Annotated in this window: 19 protein-coding genes; 8 read left to right on the top strand and 11 right to left on the bottom strand. The window is 69.6% G+C overall.

Annotated features, from left to right (window positions below; all coding sequences use genetic code 11):
• Positions 1-130: 130 nt before the first annotated feature.
• Complete coding sequence (gene sigJ, locus A4R43_RS01845) at positions 131-1,024, top strand: RNA polymerase sigma factor SigJ (protein ID WP_113690675.1); 894 nt, start codon at positions 131-133, stop codon at positions 1,022-1,024.
• Between the two features lie 212 nt (positions 1,025-1,236).
• Here the strand turns inward: sigJ and A4R43_RS01840 are convergent, their stop codons facing one another.
• Both A4R43_RS01840 and A4R43_RS01835 read right to left on the bottom strand, forming a co-directional pair.
• A complete protein-coding gene (locus tag A4R43_RS01840; RefSeq protein ID WP_113690674.1) occupies positions 1,237-2,574 on the bottom strand; it encodes a nucleotide disphospho-sugar-binding domain-containing protein in 1,338 nt (445 codons plus the stop codon).
• Between the two features lie 75 nt (positions 2,575-2,649).
• Positions 2,650-3,381 (bottom strand): class I SAM-dependent DNA methyltransferase, encoded by a 732-nt coding sequence (locus A4R43_RS01835; RefSeq protein ID WP_113690673.1) that lies wholly within the window; start codon positions 3,379-3,381, stop codon positions 2,650-2,652.
• Positions 3,382-3,602: 221 nt separating this feature from the next.
• Here A4R43_RS01835 and A4R43_RS01830 point away from each other — a divergent pair, with 221 nt between their 5' ends.
• The 5 genes from A4R43_RS01830 to A4R43_RS01810 all read left to right on the top strand — a co-directional run bounded on the left by A4R43_RS01830 (position 3,603) and on the right by A4R43_RS01810 (position 9,080).
• Positions 3,603-4,760: a DegT/DnrJ/EryC1/StrS family aminotransferase gene (locus A4R43_RS01830; RefSeq protein ID WP_113690672.1), complete on the top strand. Its 1,158-nt coding sequence runs from the start codon at positions 3,603-3,605 to the stop codon at positions 4,758-4,760.
• A 6-nt stretch (positions 4,761-4,766) separates the two neighbouring features.
• Positions 4,767-5,372: a dTDP-4-dehydrorhamnose 3,5-epimerase family protein gene (locus tag A4R43_RS01825; protein WP_113690671.1), complete on the top strand. Its 606-nt coding sequence runs from the start codon at positions 4,767-4,769 to the stop codon at positions 5,370-5,372.
• A gap of 132 nt (positions 5,373-5,504) precedes the next feature.
• Positions 5,505-6,815, top strand: a complete 1,311-nt coding sequence (locus A4R43_RS01820) for a class I SAM-dependent methyltransferase (RefSeq protein WP_236808711.1) — start codon at positions 5,505-5,507, stop codon at positions 6,813-6,815.
• On the top strand, positions 6,790-8,160 hold the full coding sequence (locus tag A4R43_RS01815) for an NDP-hexose 2,3-dehydratase family protein (RefSeq protein ID WP_113690670.1): 1,371 nt from the start codon (positions 6,790-6,792) through the stop codon (positions 8,158-8,160). The genes A4R43_RS01820 and A4R43_RS01815 overlap by 26 nt, the downstream gene beginning before the upstream one ends.
• Positions 8,148-9,080, top strand: a complete 933-nt coding sequence (locus tag A4R43_RS01810; RefSeq protein ID WP_162788266.1) for a Gfo/Idh/MocA family protein — start codon at positions 8,148-8,150, stop codon at positions 9,078-9,080. Before A4R43_RS01815 ends, A4R43_RS01810 begins: the two co-directional genes overlap by 13 nt.
• Here the strand turns inward: A4R43_RS01810 and A4R43_RS01805 are convergent.
• Both A4R43_RS01805 and A4R43_RS01800 read right to left on the bottom strand, forming a co-directional pair.
• The gene (locus A4R43_RS01805; protein WP_205215206.1) at positions 9,077-10,420 is read right to left on the bottom strand and encodes a cation:dicarboxylate symporter family transporter; all 1,344 of its coding nucleotides are present in this window, start codon (positions 10,418-10,420) and stop codon (positions 9,077-9,079) included. The genes A4R43_RS01810 and A4R43_RS01805 overlap by 4 nt on opposite strands.
• A gap of 49 nt (positions 10,421-10,469) precedes the next feature.
• Positions 10,470-11,633 carry a mandelate racemase/muconate lactonizing enzyme family protein gene (locus A4R43_RS01800; RefSeq protein WP_113690668.1) on the bottom strand — a complete coding sequence of 388 codons (1,164 nt, stop codon included), beginning with the start codon at positions 11,631-11,633 and terminating at the stop codon, positions 10,470-10,472.
• Between the two features lie 92 nt (positions 11,634-11,725).
• On the opposite strand from A4R43_RS01800, the gene A4R43_RS01795 reads away from it, so the two are divergent.
• Positions 11,726-12,436 carry a GntR family transcriptional regulator gene (locus A4R43_RS01795; protein WP_113690667.1) on the top strand — a complete coding sequence of 237 codons (711 nt, stop codon included), beginning with the start codon at positions 11,726-11,728 and terminating at the stop codon, positions 12,434-12,436.
• On the opposite strand, the gene A4R43_RS01790 is transcribed toward A4R43_RS01795, so the two are convergent.
• The 5 genes from A4R43_RS01790 to A4R43_RS01770 form a co-directional block, all read right to left on the bottom strand.
• Entirely contained in the window at positions 12,411-12,887 is a 477-nt protein-coding gene (locus tag A4R43_RS01790) for a MaoC family dehydratase (protein WP_113690666.1), read from the bottom strand. The two genes, A4R43_RS01795 and A4R43_RS01790, sit on opposite strands and share 26 nt — an antisense overlap.
• On the bottom strand, positions 12,884-13,210 hold the full coding sequence (locus A4R43_RS01785) for a YciI family protein (protein ID WP_205215205.1): 327 nt from the start codon (positions 13,208-13,210) through the stop codon (positions 12,884-12,886). Before A4R43_RS01785 ends, A4R43_RS01790 begins: the two co-directional genes overlap by 4 nt.
• Positions 13,211-13,212: 2 nt before the next feature.
• Complete coding sequence (locus A4R43_RS01780) at positions 13,213-13,671, bottom strand: VOC family protein (RefSeq protein ID WP_113690664.1); 459 nt, start codon at positions 13,669-13,671, stop codon at positions 13,213-13,215.
• Between the two features lie 84 nt (positions 13,672-13,755).
• Positions 13,756-14,652 (bottom strand): prenyltransferase/squalene oxidase repeat-containing protein, encoded by an 897-nt coding sequence (locus A4R43_RS01775; protein ID WP_113690663.1) that lies wholly within the window; start codon positions 14,650-14,652, stop codon positions 13,756-13,758.
• Positions 14,653-14,777: 125 nt separating this feature from the next.
• Positions 14,778-15,203, bottom strand: coding sequence for a MerR family transcriptional regulator (locus tag A4R43_RS01770; protein WP_113690662.1), 426 nt, complete (start codon positions 15,201-15,203; stop codon positions 14,778-14,780).
• Between the two features lie 36 nt (positions 15,204-15,239).
• Here A4R43_RS01770 and A4R43_RS01765 point away from each other — a divergent pair, with 36 nt between their 5' ends.
• Positions 15,240-15,887, top strand: a complete 648-nt coding sequence (locus tag A4R43_RS01765) for a class I SAM-dependent methyltransferase (RefSeq protein ID WP_113690661.1) — start codon at positions 15,240-15,242, stop codon at positions 15,885-15,887.
• Positions 15,888-16,094: 207 nt separating this feature from the next.
• Here A4R43_RS01765 and A4R43_RS01760 read toward each other — a convergent pair whose 3' ends face one another.
• The gene (locus tag A4R43_RS01760; RefSeq protein ID WP_113690660.1) at positions 16,095-16,976 is read right to left on the bottom strand and encodes an aminoglycoside phosphotransferase family protein; all 882 of its coding nucleotides are present in this window, start codon (positions 16,974-16,976) and stop codon (positions 16,095-16,097) included.
• Positions 16,977-16,994: 18 nt separating this feature from the next.
• Complete coding sequence (locus A4R43_RS01755) at positions 16,995-18,671, bottom strand: CocE/NonD family hydrolase (protein ID WP_236808710.1); 1,677 nt, start codon at positions 18,669-18,671, stop codon at positions 16,995-16,997.
• Positions 18,672-18,751 lie beyond the last annotated feature (80 nt).

Below are 18,751 nucleotides of genomic sequence, written 5' to 3'. Positions count from 1 at the left end.
CCGTTCGAGCTACCGACTTTCTCGACAGCCCTGACGCACGGATCGCGGGGAGTGTGACCACCACCGGATCGGTCACATCGGAGAAGTTCTGTGCGTCAAACTCGCAGGAGATCCACCGGAGAGGACGATCATGGACGAACACGACTTCCTGGCCAGCCGGTTCGAGGAACACCGCACGCACCTGCGGGCGGTGGCCTACCGGATGCTCGGCTCCCTGACCGAGGCCGACGACGCCGTCCAGGAGTCCTGGCTCAGGCTGGTCCGCTCCGAGGCCGACGACATCGACAACCTCGGTGGCTGGCTGACCACGGTTGTCGGCCGGGTGTGCCTGGACATGCTCCGCTCACGACGGCTGCGGCGCGAGGACCCGCTGGAGGCCCGGCTGCCGGACCCGGTCGTCAGCCAGGAGGACGCCACGGATCCGGAAGCGCAGGCGCTGATCGCCGACTCCGTGGGCCTGGCGCTGCTGGTGGTACTGGAGTCGCTGAACCCGGCCGAACGGCTCGCTTTTGTCCTGCACGACATGTTCGGCATGCCCTTCGACGAAATCGCCCCCATCGTCGAGCGCACCCCGGCCGCGGCCAGGAAACTCGCCAGCCGCGCCCGCCGGCAGGTACAGGGCGCGGCCCCGACTCCGGACCCGGATCCGGCAACCCAGCGCCGGGTGGTCGACGCCTTCCTGAGCGCCGCGCGCGGCGGTGACTTCGAGGCCCTGCTGTCCATTCTCGACCCCGACATCGTGCTCCGCGCCGACAGCGGAACACTGCTGGGCGGCGGCATGCGGATCCTCCGGGGCGCGGACGCGGTGGCCGGTCAACTCGCCACCTTCCACCGCATGGCCACCACGGCGACCACGCGGCCCGTCCTCATCAACGGGGCCGCCGGGCTCGTCAACACCATCGACGGCGATCTCATCTCGATCATGAGCTTCACCATCACCGGCGAGAAGATCGCCGCCATCGACATCCTTTCCGATCCCGGCAGGTTGCCCCAACTCGACCGGACCGGCCCCGAATCGCGATGAGAGCTTGCGCTGCCACCGCCGGTTCGGCTGAATGCCGGGAAAATGCGCCGTCTGGCGGGCGCGCGGCGGCCGCCAGGCTCGTCGCTCCCGGTAGTCCCGGCGGAGAGGAAACTCCGCGAGGCGCGTCACCGCCTCGCGGAGGCTCACCGCCACCATCCACGATACCGCCGATGTGGATTTCCCTGAATAATGCCAACTCGCCGTTCTCGCACTCAGCGAGCGGAGCGGTGGAACTCGGTCAGCTTCTCCAACTCCGGGATGATTCCGGCCGGAGTCGGGCGGGCCAGCCAGGCGTCGTGCAGGGACTTGGCGGCCTCGGCGTAGGACGGGTCGTTCAGCACCGCGAGCAGCGCCTCGCGGATCTCCGCCGCGGACTGGGTGATGCGGTTGATCTGCACGCCCGCGCCGGTCTCCTTGACCAGCCGCGCGGTGAGCCACGCGTCGACGCTGCGCTCGGTGACGGTGACCGAAATCGACTCGCCCTCACCGCTGAAGACCATCCGCTGCGGCTCTTCGGTGTCGGCGATGACGTGCGGGATACCGGCGGCGAGAGTCGCCACGAACGAGCCGCTGCCGCCGTGGTGGATGGCCGCGACGCAGGTCGGCAGCAGGCTGGTCAACGGCACGTAGTCGACGACGCGCAGGTTCGCTGGCACCGGCGGCGCGCCGACCAGCTGGTTGTCGTTGAACGTGCCGACGACCTCGATGTCCAGGCCGTCGATCGCCTCGAAGATCTTGGGGATGAGGTCGACGCCCTCGTGGTAGGCCCGGGTCGAGACGCCGACGGTCAGCGCGACGCGCGGCCGCTGGGGACGCTCGTGCAGCCACTCCGGCAGCACCGCGCCGCCGTTGAAGGGGACCCAGCGCACCGGCACGGTGGAGATGTTCCGCGACAGTCGCATCGACACCGACGGGATCGCGTCGATGGTGAAGTGCCCGAGCAGCACGGTGTCGTCGACCTCGACCCCGTGCCGGTCGGCCAGGGCGCGCAGCGAGATCTCCAGCGGGTTCACCGGCGTCTCGTGCCCCTCGGCGACCCGCTCGGCGAACTTCTCGATCGCCCAGCCGCCGTAGTCCGGGCCGTTGAGCACGCGGCCCGACGCCGCGCCCGCGGCCTTGGCGACCACCCCGCCGCACGGGAACCAGGACTCCCACAGCACCAGGTCCGGCTGCCACTGCTTGGCGAAGGCGATCAGGTTGTCGATGTCCTCGCGCGGCTCCGGCGGCAGGTAGTACCGGGCCGAGAACAGGAAGAACTGGTAGTAGGCGTCCCAGTTGTCCCGCTCGTCACCGCTCAGGTCGAGCTTGGCCGCCAGCTCCTCCATCTCCTCCGGGCTGGGCAGCAGGCCGTACTTCGCCCAGTTCTGCAGCGAATGCGGCTCCGGCTCACCGGTCTTGATCGCGGGCAGGCCCGCGGCGACGATCTGCTCCTCGGCTCCGGGCGGGCAGGCCACGACGACCTCGTGCCCCTCGGCCTGCAGCGCCTGGGCGTGCGGGATGAGGTGGTTCAGGTGGGTGACATGCGGGAAACCTGTCACGAGGACTCGCATCGAACATCTCCTCAAACGTTGTCGTGCGTCGTTGTTGGTGTCGTTGTCGGGCGGGCGTTGCCGGGTGGTCGCGGCCTACTGGCGGACGCCGACGAAGATGCCGGGGCTGGTGGCCCGTCCGTCGCCCAGCCGCAGTGCGGGAACGAACTCGACGGTGCAGCCCGCCCGCTCGAAGGCCGATTCGTATTCCTCGCGGGTGAACAGGCCGACCGACAGCACCGACGAGAACTTCCGGATGCCGTCGGAGTCGGCGACGATCGCCTCGAAGGCGATGCGGCTGCGACCCTCGTGCACGGTGGAGTGGCTGACGCGCGCCACCACGCGGCCGTCCTCTTCGGCCAGGTGGCTGCCGATGTAGCCGTCGATGAACAACTCGGGGAACCACCACGGCTCCACGATCACCACACCGCCCGGCACGGTGTGCGCGGCCATCCTGGCGACCGTGGCCGCCACTTCTTCGGCGGAGCCGACCTCACCGATCGCGTTGCCGAGGCAGGTTACCGCGTCGAAGGTGCGGCCGAGGTCGAAGTTCACCATGTTGCCGAGGTGGACGGCGGACGGCGACAGCCGGGTGATCGCGACCTCGCGCATGGCAGGCGTGAGCTCGACGCCCTCGACGTGGTCGAACCTCTTCGCGAACGCGGCCAGATGGGCGCCGGTGCCGCAGGCGACGTCCAGCACACTTTTCGCCTCGGGGAACCGGGACCGGATCAGCTGAGCGTGCTTCTCGGTCTCGGCGTCGAAGTCCTTGCCGCGACTGTTGAAGACCAGTTCGTACAGTTCGGCGTGCTCCGGGTCGTAATCCATCCGCGCTCCTCCTCCAGGCCGGGGCGGCACCCCGGCTTGCCGTCAGGTCGGCTGTGCCAGCGTCACGCCGCCGGGCGGGCCACCGCATCTCCTGGCTTGCGCCCGTCGCGCCGGCACGTGGTCAGCCGGGAAAAACCGCGCAGGACAAAGGAAGGCCGCCGCCGCCCGCCGTGCCAACATCGATCGGTGGACAGGGGTGACCCGCGTGAAGGGGCGCACGAATGATCAACATGTTTCAGCCGCAAGTCGGAGCCGAGGAACTGGCCGCCGTCGCGGAGGTGTTCGACAGCCAGTGGCTGGGGTACGGGCCGCAGACCAAGGCCTTCGAGCAGGAGTTCGCCGACCACCTCGGCGTGCCGGCGGAGACGGTGCTGTTCATCAACTCCGCCACGGCCGGCCTGCACCTGGCGATGGAGCTGCTGAACATCGGTCCCGGTGACGAGGTCGTCTTCCCGTCGGTGAGCTTCCCGGCCAACGGCCACTGCGTCGCCGCCGCCGGCGCCACCCCGGTCTTCTGCGACGTCCGCCCGCGCACGCTCAACCCGACCGTCGACGACGTGCGGGCGGTGCTGACCCCGCGGACGAAGGCGGTCATGCTGCTGCACTACGGCGGCCAGCCCGGCGACATCGTGGAGATCGCGCAGCTGTGCCAGGAGCGCGGCATCCCGTTCATCGAGGACGCCGCCTGCGCCGTCGGGTCGAGCATCGACGGCCGGGCCTGCGGGACCTTCGCCGACATCGCCATCTGGAGCTTCGACTCGCGCAAGATCATCACCACCGGCGACGGCGGCATGATCTACGTCCGTGACCCGCAGCTGGCGCGCCGCGCGCACCGCCTGGCCTACCAGGGTCTCGACGACCGGGGCGCGTTCGCCGCGATGAAGAACAACGGCACGCGGCGCTGGTGGGACCAGACCATTCACGAGGTCGGCAGGCGGCTGATCGGCAACGACCTGACCGCCGCCATCGGCCGCGTCCAGCTCGGCAAGCTGCCCGGCTTCATCCGGCGGCGCGGCGAGATCATCGCCCAGTACGACCGGCTGCTCGAGGACGTTCCCGGGGTGCGGCGCCCGCCGGCGCTGCCCGAGGGCCACGTCTCGACGAACTACTTCTACTGGCTGCAGTTCGACGACGTGACCGTGCGCAACACGGTCGCCGAGGACCTGCTGGAACTGGGCATCTACACCACCTACCGCTATCCGCCGCTGCACAAGGTCCCGTTGTTCGCCACCGGGGTGGAACTGCCCGGCACCGACGAGGCCGAGGCGATCACCCTGCTGCTGCCGCTGCACCAGTCGCTGACCGACGCCGAGGTCGAGCGAGTCGCCACCAGCCTGATCTCGGTCCTCGACCGCCGCAGGTTCCGCGAGGCCGGGTAGGCGGACATGAAGGTCCGCGAACTCGCCGTGGCGGGCGCCCTCGAGCTGACGCCGGACGCGATCCACGACGACGACCGCGGGCTGTTCGTCTCGCCGTTCCAGGAGACGCACTTCCGGCGGGCGACCGGCCAGCGGCTGTTCACCGTGGCGCAGACCAACCACAGCCGGTCCCGCCGGGGCGTCGTCCGGGGCATCCACTTCACGGTGACCCCGCCCGGCTGCGCCAAGTACGTCTACTGCGCGGCGGGATCGGCACTCGACATCGTCGTGGACATCCGCGTCGGGTCGCCCACGTTCGGCCGCTGGGACGTGGTGGAGGTCGACCCGACCTACTTCCGCTCGGTGTACTTCCCGGTCGGTGTCGGGCACGTGTTCGTCGCGCTCGAGGACAACACGGTGATGAGCTACATGATCTCCGGCGAGTACGTCCCGGAGAACGAGCTGGCGTTGTCACCGCGCGATCCCGACCTCGGCCTGCCGTTGCCGGCCGAACCGATCCTGTCCCCGCGGGACCAGATCGCGCCGACGCTGGCCGAGGCCGAGAAGCAGGGCTGGCTGCCGGACTACTACGAGTGCGTGGACGTGGAGGAAGAGCTGCACGAGCGCAGTTGAAGAGACGATGCCGAGCCCACCACGGGCACACACTGTTCACCAAGAGAGTCGCGCCGGGAACTCCGGGAGCCGCGTGCGATCCATCCCGCCGGTCGGGTGCCGAACTCGATCGGCCGTCACCTGGAAGGCGCCATGAACATCGCCGAGAACATGGCCATCGTCGAGTGCACCGCGTGCCGCATCTGCGGCAACACCGAGCTGCTGACCGTGCTTGACCTGGGGAACCAGACGCTGACCGGCATCTTCCCCCGGCCGGGTCAGGTGGTGCCGACGGCGCCGCTGGAGCTGGTCCGGTGCGGCCCCGGCGGCTGCGGGCTGCTGCAGCTGCGGCACACCTCCGACCTGACGCTGATGTACGGCGAGCACTACGGCTACCGCTCCAGCGTCCGCCCGTTCATGGTCAACCACCTGCACCGCAAGGTCGACGTGCTCACCGGCATGGTCGACCTGGACCGCGGTGACCTGGTGCTCGACATCGGCAGCAACGACTCGACGCTGCTGCAGGGCTACCGCACCGCGGGGCTGACCAGGGTCGGCGTGGACCCGACCGGCGAGAAGTGGCGCGAGTACTACCCCGCCGACATCGACCTGATCCCGGACTTCTTCAGCAAGTCCTCCTACGCCGAGCAGTTCGGCACCCGCCAGGCGAAGATCGTCACCTCCATCGCGATGTTCTACGACCTGCCCGACCCGCTCGGGTTCATGGCCGACGTGCACGACATCCTCACCGACGACGGCGTGTGGATGATCGAGATGAGCTACGCGGTCCCGCTGCTGGAGACGCCGGTCTACGACGCGATCTGCCACGAGCACCTGGAGTACTACTTCCTGCGCCAGATCGAGTGGATGGCCGACCGGGTCGGGCTGACCGTGGCCACCGCCGAGATCACCGACGTCAACGGCGGCAGCCTGTGCGTGACGCTGGTGAAGGACCCGGCCAAGCACAAGATCGACACGCCCCAGATCGAGCGGATCCGGCAGTACGAGGCGTCGCTGGCGCTGGACACCGACGCGCCCTACGAAGCCTTCACCCGCCGCGTCGAGCAGGTCCGCGTGGACGTGCGGTCCTTTTTGGAGGAATCGAAGGCCGCGGGCAAGCTGACCCTGGGCTACGGCGCCTCGACCAAGGGCAACGTGATCCTGCAGCACTGCGGGGTCACCACCGACGACCTGCCGTGCATCGGCGAGGTCAGCACCGAGAAGCACGGCCGCCTCACCCCGGGCACCGGCATCCCGATCGTGTCCGAAGAGGACGCCAAGGCGCAGCGGCCCGACCAGCTCCTGGTGCTCCCCTGGGGTTTCCGCGACGGTTTCGTCGAGCGTGAGCAGGACTACGTCGCGCGCGGCGGAAAACTGGTCTTCCCGCTGCCGTCCCTCTCGGAAGTGTCGGCGCAGTCGAGGAAGGGAGCTGGCCGCGATGTCGACTTCGGCCGGGCGAGCTGAGGACTTCCTGGCTTCGGCGCTGACCACGATCAGCGCGCAGACGGAGGACCCGGACCTCTTCCTCAAGCAGCGGTTCACCGCCTCCCGCTACCAGGTCGACGAGGTCCCGCTGGACACGCTGGCCGAGTGGCGGCTCGACGACCGGCTCGAGCACGCCACCGGCCGGTTCTTCACCATCGAGGGGTTGTCGGTGCGGACCAGCTTCGGGCCGAACCCGCAGTGGTGCCAGCCGGTCATCGTGCAGCCCGACATCGGCATCCTGGGCATCCTGGTGAAGAAGATCCACGGGGTGCTCCACTTCCTGATGCAGGTGAAGATGGAGCCGGGCAACACCACGCTGGTGCAGTACGCGGCGACCGTGCAGGCCACGCAGAGCAACTACCAGCGCGTGCACGGCGGGCGGCCGACGCCGTACCTGGAGTACTTCGTCCGGGGCAGCCGGGGGCACATCCTGGTGGACCGGCTGCTGTCCGAGCACGCGTCCTGGTACCTGTACAAGCGCAACCGCAACATGATCGTGGAGATCCCGCCGGACGAGGAGGTCGAGGAGCGCGACGACTTCACCTGGCTCACGCTCGGCCAGCTGCGAAGGCAGCTCGCCCTCGGCAACGTCAACATGAACGCCCGCACCGTGCTGGCCTGCATTTCCTACGACGGTGCCCGCGACCTCCAGTTGGCCGAAGGCTTCCACGCGCGGACCGTCGCCTCGCACAACGCGCAACGGTCCGACGCGGAGCTGGCCGAGGCGATGACCTGGCTGATCGACCAGAAGGAGAACTACACGCTCGACGTCAAGCGGATCGGACTGTCCGAAATGGACGGATGGGCCGCCGACGGCGGCAGCGTCCGGCACCGCGACGGCCTGTACTTCCGGATCATCGGGCTGTCGGTGCGGGCGACCAGCCGGGAGGTCGGCACCTGGACGCAGCCGATGCTCGAACCGGTGCCGGGCAACCTGGTCGCCTTCCTCTGCCAGCGGCAGAACGGCGTGCTGCGGTTCCTGACCCAGGCGATGATCCAGCCGGGATCGACCGACCGGCTCGAGCTCGGCGCGACCATCCAGCTGGCCCCGGGGTACTGCCGTGACGCGCGCGACCTGCCGCCGCTGGTGGAGTACCTGAGCTCGGCGACCGGGCAGGTGCGGCTGAAGTCGGTGCAGTCCGAGGACGGCGGCCGGTTCCACCGGGCCGACACCGAGCACCTGGTGATCGAGCTGCCCGAGGACCACCACGTCGAGGCGCCGGAGAACTACCGGTGGATGACGCTCGGCCTGCTCGGGCGGATGATGCAGTCGGGCTACTACCTCAACGTCGAAGCCCGCAGCCTGATGGCGTGCCTGCTGTGAGGCTCCTGCTCGTCGGCCTCTCGCGGTTCGCCCGGCGGCGGGTGCTGCCCGCGGCGTCCGCGCTCGAGGGCATCGAGATCGTCGACGTCGCCAGCGCGCACGGCGGTGCCGTCGACAACCTGCCCAAGCTGGGGCGCCGGCACACCGACTGGCGCGCGGCGCTGGAGGGCACGGAACCCGCGCTGGTCTACGTTTCGACGGTCAACAGCACGCACGCCGAGGTGGTGCGGCACGCGTTGCGGCGGGGGCATCACGTCGTGGTGGACAAGCCGGCCTTCCTGACCCTGGACACGGCCGAGGAGCTGGTCGCGCTGGCCCGGTCCCAGTCGCGGGTGCTGGCCGAGGCGACGAACTACGCGTTCCACCCGGTGTTCTCGCCGGACCTGGCCAAGGACATCACCCAGGCCGTCGCGGTGTTCACCCCGCCCGTGCCGCCGGAGGACTTCCGGCACGACCGGTCCTCGGGCGGCGGCGCCTTTCTCGACACCGGCCCGTACTTCGCCTCGCTGGGCCGGGTCCTGTGGGGTTTGGAACCGGACGACGTGCACGTCATCGTGGGCGACCGCACCGCGGACGGCCTGGAACTGGCGTACAGCGTGCTGGCCGGCTACCCCGGCGGCCGGACCGTCGTCGGGCAGTTCGGCTTCACCACGCACTACCGCAACGCCCTGCAGTTGCTCGGGCCCGGCGTCGCCATCGACGTGCCCCGGCCGTTCTCCGCGCCGCCGGACCTGGCCGTCGACCTGCGCATCGAGGTCGACGGCCAGCGTCGGACGCGGAGCGTGCGGCCCGCGGACAGCATGGAGTTGTTCCTCGCCGCCGTGCTGGACGCGGTGCACGCGGGTTCGCGGGAGTTCGACGCCGCCCTGCTCAGCGACGCCCGGACGCGCGACCGCGCCGTCCGCGCCGCCGAGCGTTAGCGCGTTGGTTGCTGGGCAAGGTCGTATTCGGACTCGTAGGCGTCCAGTTCCTCACGGCGTGCACTGAGCACCGCCGTGGCCCGGTGGTGGTCGAAGTCCTTTTCCCACTTGCCGATGACCACCGCGGCCACGGCGTTGCCGAGAACGTTGATGAACACCCGGCCTTCGTTGAGGATGCGGTCGATGCCCACGATCAACGCTAGCGCGGCCAGCGGCATGTGCCCGACCGCGGTGATGGTGCTGGCCAGCACGATGAACGCGCCGCCCGCGATCCCGGCGGTGCCCTTGCTGGTCAGCATCATCACACCGACCATGACCAGCTGCTGCTGCCAGGACAGGTCGATGCCCAGCGCCTGCGCCAGGAACAGCGAGGCCATGGTGAGGTAGACGGCGGACCCGTCGAGGTTGAACGAGAAACCCGACGGGATGACGATGCCGACGACCGGGCGGCCGATGCCCATGATCTCCAGCTTGCGCACCAGTTGCGGCAGCACGGCTTCGCTGGAACAGGTGGACAGGGCGACGAGCAGCTCGGCCTTGAGGAAGCGCATCAGCCCGAGCAGGCTCAGCCTGCAGGCCCGCATGATCGCCCCGAGAATGATCACGACGTAGAGCACGCAGGTGCCGGTGAACAGCAGGATCAGGTAACCGAGCTGCTGCAGGCTACCGGCGCCGTAGGTGGCCACGACCGTGGCGAGCGCGCCGAAGGTACCGATCGGCGCCAGCCGCATCACCCAGCCGACGATCCGGAAGACCACAGTGGACAGTGCCGAGATGCCGCGGGTGAGCGGCGCGGCGGCGGGGCCCGCCATGTTGAGCGCGACACCGAAAACGATCGAAACCAGCAACGCGGCGAGAATGTTGTCGCCGGTGATCGCGCCGAACAACGACTCCGGGATCAGGCTGGTGACGAACCCGGTGAAGGTGGCGTGTTCCTCGGTGGCCGACTCCGGGACGGCGCTCGCGTCGAGCGTCGCGGGATCGACGTTCATGCCCGCGCCCGGCTGGAACACGTTGGCGACGAGCAGGCCGATCAGCATCGAAAGCAGGGACAGCACCAGGAAGTAGCCGATCGCCTTCGCGCCGATCCGGCCCGCCTTGCGCAGGTTGTCCATCGAGGCGATGCCGGTGGCGACCACGCAGAACACCACCGGGATGACGATCATCTTGACCAGCGCGATGAACCAGTCGTTGAGCGGCTTGAGGCTCGCCCCGACACCGGGCGCGGCCAGGCCGACCGCGACTCCCAGGACGGCGGCGACGATCACCTGGAACCAGAGCTCGCCGATCAACCGGCGGAACCGGGACCGCCGGCGAACCGGGCTGGACGTGGACGACATCGTTGTTGCTCCTTCGCACGGCGTTGTGTGGGGAGTGCGGTCAGTGCGGTCAGTGCAGGGCGCGCAGCACCCGGTAGAACTCGGCCTTCCGCTCGAAACCGATGCCGGGGGTGTCGGTCAGGCCGACGTAGCTGTCCTCGACGACAGCGTCGTCGGCGAACCCGCCGGTGGGCTGGAACTCGCCGGGGTAGGACTCGTTGCCGCCGAGCTTGAGCGCGGCGGCGATGTGCAGCGAGAACTGGTGACCGCCGTGGGGAATGCACCGGCGTGCAGACCAGCCGTGCTGGGCCAGCATGTCCTGGATGCGCAGGTACTCGGTCAGGCCGTAGCCCAGTGCCGGGTCGAACTGGAGGTAGTCGCGGTCGGGACGCATCCCGCCGTAGCGGATCAGGTTGCGCGCGTCCTGCAGCGAGAACAGGTTTTCGCCGGTGGCAATCGGGCCGCGGTAGTGCTCGGAGACGATGGCGTTGAGCCGGTAGTCCAGCGGGTCGCCGATCTCCTCGTACCAGAACAGGCCGTAGGGCTCGATCGCCCGCGCGTACGCCAGCGCGGTCGTCAGATCGAACCGGCCGTTGACGTCGACGGCCAGCCGCGACCCGTCACCGCCGAGCACCTCCAGCACGGCCTCGATCCGTTCGAGGTCCTCCGCCAGGTCCGCCCCGCCGATCTTCATCTTGACGACGCGGTAGCCCTGGTCGAGGAACGCGCGCATCTCGTCCTGCAGATCACGCAGCGACTTGCCGGGCGCGTAGTAGCCGCCCGCGGCGTAGACGAACACCTTGTCGTCGGGCTCGCCGTCGCCGTAGCGGTCCGACAGCCACCGGTACAGCGGCTGCCCGGCGATCTTGGCAGCGAGGTCGAACAACGCCATGTCCACCACACCGACCGCGACCGAGCGCTCGCCGTGCCCGCCCGGCTTCTCGTTGGTCATCACCACGTCCCACGCGCGGGCGGGGTCGAGCTGGCCGTCCTCGGCCAGCAGTGCCTCCGGATCGGCGTCGAGCAGCCGTGGCACGATCCGGCGCCGCAGGATCTCGCCCGCGCTGTAGCGCCCGTTGGAGTTGAACCCGTAGCCGACCAGCGGTTTCCCGTCCCGCACCACGTCGGACACCACCGCCACGATCGAGCAGTCCATCGAGCTGAAGTCGATCCAGGCGTTGCGGATGGAGGAGCTGATCGGCACGACGCCCTCGTGCACGGAGACGATCTTCATCGGCCACCTCTCGTTGTAATTTATAAATTACGACGGATGGTAGGGTGGCTCCGGCCGATGCACAAGCACCGGCTTTCGGCGAGGGAGCGACGGTGGCGACCGCGAGCATGTTCTCCAGCAAGGGCGACGCGGCCTACACGGAGCTACGGGCCCGCATCCTCCGCGGAGAACTGGTGCCGGGCTCACGACTCGCCCAGCGTGACCTCGCCGACGAATTCGGAATGAGCCTGACCCCACTGCGGGAGGCCATCCGGCGGCTCAGCAGCGAAGGCCTGATCGACCTCGACACCCAGCGCGACGCCAGGGTCGCGGCCATCAACGCCACCGAAGCCCGCCAGCTCTTCGAGGTACGGCTCTCGCTCGACCCGACCGCCGCCATGCTGGCCGCCCAACGGCGCACGGACGCCGACCTCGCGGCACTGCGGACCGCGGCCGCCCGGCTCGTGCCGGTGACCAGGACTTGGGGCGAAGAAGGACTCACCGCCCACCGCGACTTCCACCGGGCGCTGTACGTCGCCTCGCACAACGACGTCCTCATCAGAATGCTCGACGACATCTGGGACAAGTCAGACCGCTACCGGCGGCTCGGCCTCGATCTGCCCCCTGGCGACGAGCCACGCACCCGGGACCACCGCGAGCACCACGAACTCGTCGAACTCATCGCGAACCAGGACGCCGCCGGTGCCGGCGACCTCATGCGCACGCACATCGAACGCAGCCTCACCGCCACCGCCATCACCGTGCTCGAACAACGGGAGGCGAACCGGGCCACCGGCCTCATCGGACGTTCGGACGGCGCCTGAACAGCATCACCCACAAGCCTTCCTGGCACACGACGTCGTCCTGGTTGCGCAGCTCGACTCGCGTGGTGACCGTGCCGCGGTCCGGTTTGGACACCGAGGGCCGCACCTCGGTGACCTCTTCCCAGACCCGGATGGTGTCACCGGGGCGGATCGGCTCGAGGAAGTTCCACTCCCGGATCCCGGCGAAGGCGATCACCGAGCCGACCTTCCAGCCCAGGCTCATCTCCAGCCCGACGGCGATCGCCAGCCCGCCCATGCCGTGGAAGATGCGGCCGCCGAACTGGGTGCGCTTGGCGTACTCCTCGTCGAAGTGCAGCGGAAACAGGTCGCCCGACCAGGTGCCGAACGTCACCAGGTCGGTCTCGGTGACCGTGCGGCCGCGTGTCTCCCACGACATGCCGGGGTGGAGGTCGTCGAGGAAAAGCGCCGACCCGTCCGCACTCGTGCTCATGCGGGGAGGGTATCTCCCGGGAATCCGTGGCACGAGTGTACCTCGCACCGCATCATCCCGGCTTGCACGCAGGGGTCACCGGCCATGATCTTCTCGGCTTCGTCAGCCGGCACGGTCATGATCGCGACACCCGCGATGGTGCCGGAACCGACCGGGCACAGGACCGCGATCACCCCGTCGGCACGCAGCGACACCATGCGCCGCTGGTGTTCGAGCTCGATCGCGTCCGCGCCGTCCATGGCCCGCTCCGGCCCCCAGTGCAGCAGTGCCAGGCTGTAGGGCTTCGCGGTCGCCACCAGCGCCTGAATCTGTTCGTCGGTCACGCTCATCGCTCGTTCCCCTGCTTCCCGATGCGCTCGGCCAGCGACACGATGATTCCTTCGGGCCCGCGGACGTAGGCCATCCGCCACGCGCCCTCGTATTCGCCGATGCCGCCCACCAGGCCGTACCCTTCGGCCGCGGCGTGCTCGACGGCAGCGTCGAGATCATGCACCTCGAAAGCCACATTGCGCAGCCCCAGCTCGTTGGCCGGCGCGGCCGGAGAACCCGGCAGGTGCTCCGGCCGCGTGAAGCTCGACAGCTCCAGCGTCGTACCCCCGCCAGGCGGCCGCAGCATGACGATCTCGGTACGAGCCCCGGTCATGCCGATCACGGTGTCCAGGAACTCACCTTCGACCGCCATCTTCCGATCGGCCTCCAAACCGAGGCCGACAAAAAACGCCGTCGCCGCGTCGAGGTCGGCGACGGTGATACCGACGTGGTCGAAGTGCCTGACGAAGGTCATCGCATCCCCCAGAGTTCCTTGAAGAGCCGATGAGGAAGGTAGCAGGCTTAGTTCCCTAAGGGAACCCTATTCGCCTCGCGATGCTCAGCTCAGTGACAGCCGCCCGGCCCGGCGAAGGGTGAGCACGGCGCCCACCGTCGCGTAGCCGCGCCAGTCCAGGGCGGCGGCCGGTGAGTAGCTGGCGAAGTCGACGGCCCAGCCGCCGTCTTCCTGTTGCTGCCCGGCCAGGGCGTCCAGCTCGGCGTCGATCACGCCGGGCCCCAGGAGCCGGCCGGCCGGGCTGTCCGGGTCCCACGCGAAGTTGAGCGCTCGCATGGTTTCGCCTTCGCTGCCGCCCTCGACCGGCACCAGGCCGGTCGCCGGCACAAAACGGCCGATCGACGCGAGCAGCGGCGGCGCCTCCGGGTAGCGCTCGTGTGCGGCGTCGAGGAACCGGACGGCGAACGCCAACGCGATCGCGTGCGGTGCCGAGTCCAGCGCGGCGATCGCGTCGAAGCAGTAGCGTGTGGCGCGCTCCAGCCAGGGATGCGCCGCGACAGCCGGGTCGTGCGCGGCGACCCGCAACGCGGTGCCCGCGACAAAGGCGGTGCTCTGCAAGGTCGAGACGGCCGGGTCGGCCTCGGCCCAGAAAGGCGCGCAGGCAGTGGGGTCGGCCATCGGCAGGGCGAAGGGCAGGCCGCCGTCGGGCAGCGTCACCGAATCGAGCCAGTCACACAGTTCCCGTGCCCACGGCGTGGTGGCCGGGCCGATCTCCTCGAACACCTCGAGCGCGTGCAATGCCGCACCCAGCTGGCTTTCCGGCGCGCGCAGGTCCGCCTCCAGCCCCCAGCCGTACCCGCCGTCGCTGTTGCGATACCCGTCGAGCGCCGCGAGTACCCTTTCGACACTTCCCTTCCCCACCGCGAACTCGAAGCGGCGCCGGTCGAGCAGGCGACCGTGCCCAGCCAGGAAAGCCGCGGCGCGTGACAGATCAACACTCATGACCGGCATGATGCCAAGCCCGCGGCTCCGGGGTCTTGAACAGAACGGTCGGCCCGGCGGGCCGGGTCGCCCCTCCGGACAGGAGAACGCCAAGACTTCGCCAAGATGGGCGGCGAGGGAGTCCGTCAGTGCGCTCGCGCGTGGCTTTCCTCCAGTGAGAGGCCGCGCTGGCGCCCGTCGATGATGGACCAGAACCGGGCGCATTTCACCGGGTCGCTCGCCGGGCATCGACGGCCGTGCTCGAGCGCGGCGCGGGCCGCTTCGATCCGGCGCTGCTGCTCGGCCAGCTCCGCCAGCTTGTGCTCGATCAGCTCCTGCCTGCCCTGCCGCCTGCCCGACAGGAAGCGCCCGATCTCCGCCAGCGAAAAGCCGATCTCGCGGAAGAAGAGGATCACGCTGACGTCCCGGACCGCCGACGCGGCGTAGCGCCGCCGTCCCGCCGCCCGCGCCACCGGCCGCACCAGGCCGAGTTCGTCGTAGTAACGCAGCGCGCTCGCCGGCACGCCGGTGCGTTCGGACAGTTCACCGATGGACAGCGACGCAGCAGACATTGACTTCAAGGGTACTTGAACTGCTTGGCTCGGCCCATGAAGATCAACGAAAGGGTGCTGGCCCGCTTCCTGCGCTGGTGGGGTCCCCGCGGCGGGCTGGCGCAGTTCCACCGCCCGGCCGGGGCCGCCGGGCACGTCGCCGGCTGGATCATGGGGCGGCGCTCGTCGAACGTGGCCCGCAACCGCTGGGCGGTCGGGTTGCTCGACGTCCAGCCCACCGACCGCGTCCTCGAACTCGGGTGCGGTCCGGGTGTGGCCGTCGCCGCGCTCGCCGCCCGGGCGTCCCGGGGACTGGTGGTGGGGGCCGACCATTCGCGGGTGATGATCCGCCAGGCCCGCCGCCGCAATCGCCGCGCCGTCCGGGCCGGACGGGTGCGCCTGGTGCACGCGCCGGTCGAGAACCTGTCGATCGGCGACGGGCCGTTCGACGCCGCGCTCGCGGTCAACACCGCCGGGATGTGGCCCGAGCCCACCGCCCGGCTCCGGGAAATCGCCGGGCTGCTGCGGCCTGGCGGGCGCATCGCGCTGGTGTCCCAGCCCCGCTGCGCCGGTGCCACCGCGGCCACTTCGTCGGTGGCCGCCGGCGAGCTGGCAGGCATGCTCACCGACGCCGGATTCGAACACGTCCGAACCGAAGTCCTCGATCTCGACCCGCCCGCGGTGTGCGTCCTCGGACGGGTGTGAGCTCCGCGCCGCGGCGGGTATCCGGTGTCGAGTGATCATCGGAAAGTGCCGCTTCAGCGGAGGGGTCGATGCCGTACGCCACAGAGGAAACCAGCACCCGGGGATGGGCCGGTCGAGGGGCACGCAGCGCAGGGAGTCCGAATCCGGGTCCACCGGATTCCGCATCCGGTGATGCCGGTCGGCGAGGGGCGATAAGTCGGGCGGCGATTAGAGACCGTTGAGCACCCGCTCGAGCGCCGCCCGGCCCAACGGACCCCAGTGTGGTTTGCCCCCGGGGAGGCCCCGGATGCCGTTTTGGCCCATGAGCATCAGGAAAAGGCTCTTCAGCGCAGCCAACCCCCGGGCCCGCCGGACGGTCGCCTCGTCCGCGGACGCGTAACCGTCGAAGAACCGCGACGCCCCGCCCTCCGGCAGCAGCACCCACGCAGCAGCCAGGTCCCACGCGGGATCCCCGGCGCACAGGTCACCGAAATCGACGACGCCCGCGAGCGTTCCGTCCGCGACCACCACGTTCGCCGGATGCAGGTCCCCGTGCACCCATACCGCCGCGCCCTCCCACACCCCGGCCGCGAGGGCGTCATCCCACACGGACCGCACCTCGGCGGCGACGTCATCAGGAACTACAGCCTGGAAGAACTGCTCGAAGCCGTCCGCGCAGTCACGGGGGTGGCCACCGCGATCCGTGGCGACCGGCGCCTCGGCGGGCGCCGCCCCGTGGAGGGCCCGGAGGAAGTCCGCCAGCGTGTCGGCCGCATGGGCGCCCCGGGTGATCGAGCCGTGGTCCAGCGGCTCGCCCGGCACCCACGTCATCACCGTCCAGTGCTTCGGAAAGCGCTCGGACGGCTCCCCGAACCGCACCGGAACCGGCACCGGGAGCGGCAGCCGCGGAGCCAGCACGGGCAACCACCGCCGCTCCTTCAGCTGGAGCGCCGGAGTGGGGTCCCTGCGCTGCATCCGCACCACCAGTTCGTCCCCGAGCCGCCACATCTGGTTGCCCCAGCCGCCCACCACCTCACGGATCGGCAGCCCGGCCAGGTCCGGATGCTGCTCCCGCAACAGATCGCGGACCAGGCCCGCCGTAATGGTCATGCCACCGCACAGTACCGATCAGGGCAGGGTGAACTCCGGCTCCCCGATCGGCAGCTTCGAGGTGTAGATGCCCAGGTACGTGTCCAGGTAGGGCGCGCGAGCGCCTTCGGTGGCGACGTCGTCGGCCGGATCGTCCGTGGCCAGCGCCAGCCGGGCGCCCGTCACCTCGATCCGCTTGCGCGACGGCGTGTCGATCCAGTCGTTGAGCGCGTTGGCCTGGATGGTGCCGATCTCCACCGCCAGCGCATGCCCGGCGGGCAGCGTCCAGTCCGTCGACTTCAGGTCGAAGGCCAGCTCGCCACCATCCACTGTGGACACCTGCTCGTCGAACATGACCGCGGTGCCGTCCGGCGCGACGTCGTACAGCTTGACCATCACGTTGCCGTGCCCCTCGGCGGTCAGCGACAACCGCGGCGTGCCGGTCAGCCGGGTGGGCTTCGCCAGCGGCTCGGACCAGGTGAAGAAGCTGTTCTCCGGTGCGGGACCGGCCTCGGCACCGTTGTCCACATAGGATCCGTCGCCGAGCGAAATCGTGGTGGTGCCGTCCGCGACCGGCCAGCTGTCCTGGGCGCGCCAGGTGCCGGTGCTGTCCTGGATGGCGTAGTCCGGGTACCGGACCGGCGGTTCGATGCCCTTGAGGTACTGGTCGTAGAACGACATCGTCTCGGCGAACCAGCCCTCGCGGCCCATCTCCAGGCGCCCGTCCGGGGTGCGGTCGTTGCCGCGCTTGTGGTCCCACTGCCCGAGCCAGCCGCGCTGCGGCCCCTGGTGGTTCTCCAGGTACTCCTGGATCGCCTCCGGTTCGGTGTTCCACTCCAGGAAGCCCTGCGTCACGAACAGCGGGGTGTCACTGCCCTGGGCACCCGCGGCCAGGTCGCGGACACGCCAGTACTCAGACGCCGGGTCGGCGGTCTGGTAGCCGGCGGTGTTGGCCAGCAGGCATTCCGGATGGGCTTCCTCGTACTCGGCGTTGGCCAGGTAGCGGGGATCGTCGTCCGGCAGCTGCGGCAGCGTGGCGATCTTGTTGTAGGTGTTGGAAACGTTGACGATGGTCGACCGCGGCACCCCGTTGGACCGGATGTTGCGGTACAGGTCCCAGATCGGTTCCTGCGCGACCACCGCCTTGAGCGCGTCCTGGTTCAGGTTGTTGCCCACCAGCCCGGTGATCGCGTCGTAGGACTTGCCGTACATGCCGACCGCGCCGGTCGACCACGGCTGGCTCGCCGCCCAGTCGATCGCCGCCTTCACGTCGGCCTGCTCACCCGGGCCCGCGAAGTCGAGACAGCCCGTCGAGCCACCGAACCCACGCACGTCGACCATCACGAACGCGTACCCGCGGTCGAACAGATCGGTGCCCTCGATGAAGTCGTTGAACCGAGCCGAAGGGCCGGCGTGCTGCCAGTCCTCCACGTCGAGCTGCCCCGAATGCCCGAAGTACGAACCCGCCGACAGGATCACCGGCACCTTCCCGCCCTCGGGCAGGTCCTCCGGCAACAGCACGTCGGCGTGCAGTTCCACATCGGACCCGTCCGAGGACGGGAAGTAGTGCTGCGTCCACGCGGCCCCCTCCGGCACGCGGTCGTTCTCCTCGTGCGTGACCGGTCCCCCGGTCGCGGCCGCGGGAGTGGCGAGCACTCCCGTCAGCGCCAGCACCATTGCCGAAGCGGCGCACGCGGCCGCCCGTGACCTCTTCACGCTTGCCTCCGGGCTACGAGTGACCTCGGTTGATCACTTCGGAACCCAGTGCACACCGTGCCCCTGGGGCACACTCAACC

The organism is Amycolatopsis albispora (assembly GCF_003312875.1).
In the GTDB taxonomy this organism is placed as follows: Bacteria; Actinomycetota; Actinomycetes; order Mycobacteriales; family Pseudonocardiaceae; genus Amycolatopsis; species Amycolatopsis albispora.
This window is presented reverse-complemented; position numbering and strand designations above follow the sequence as displayed.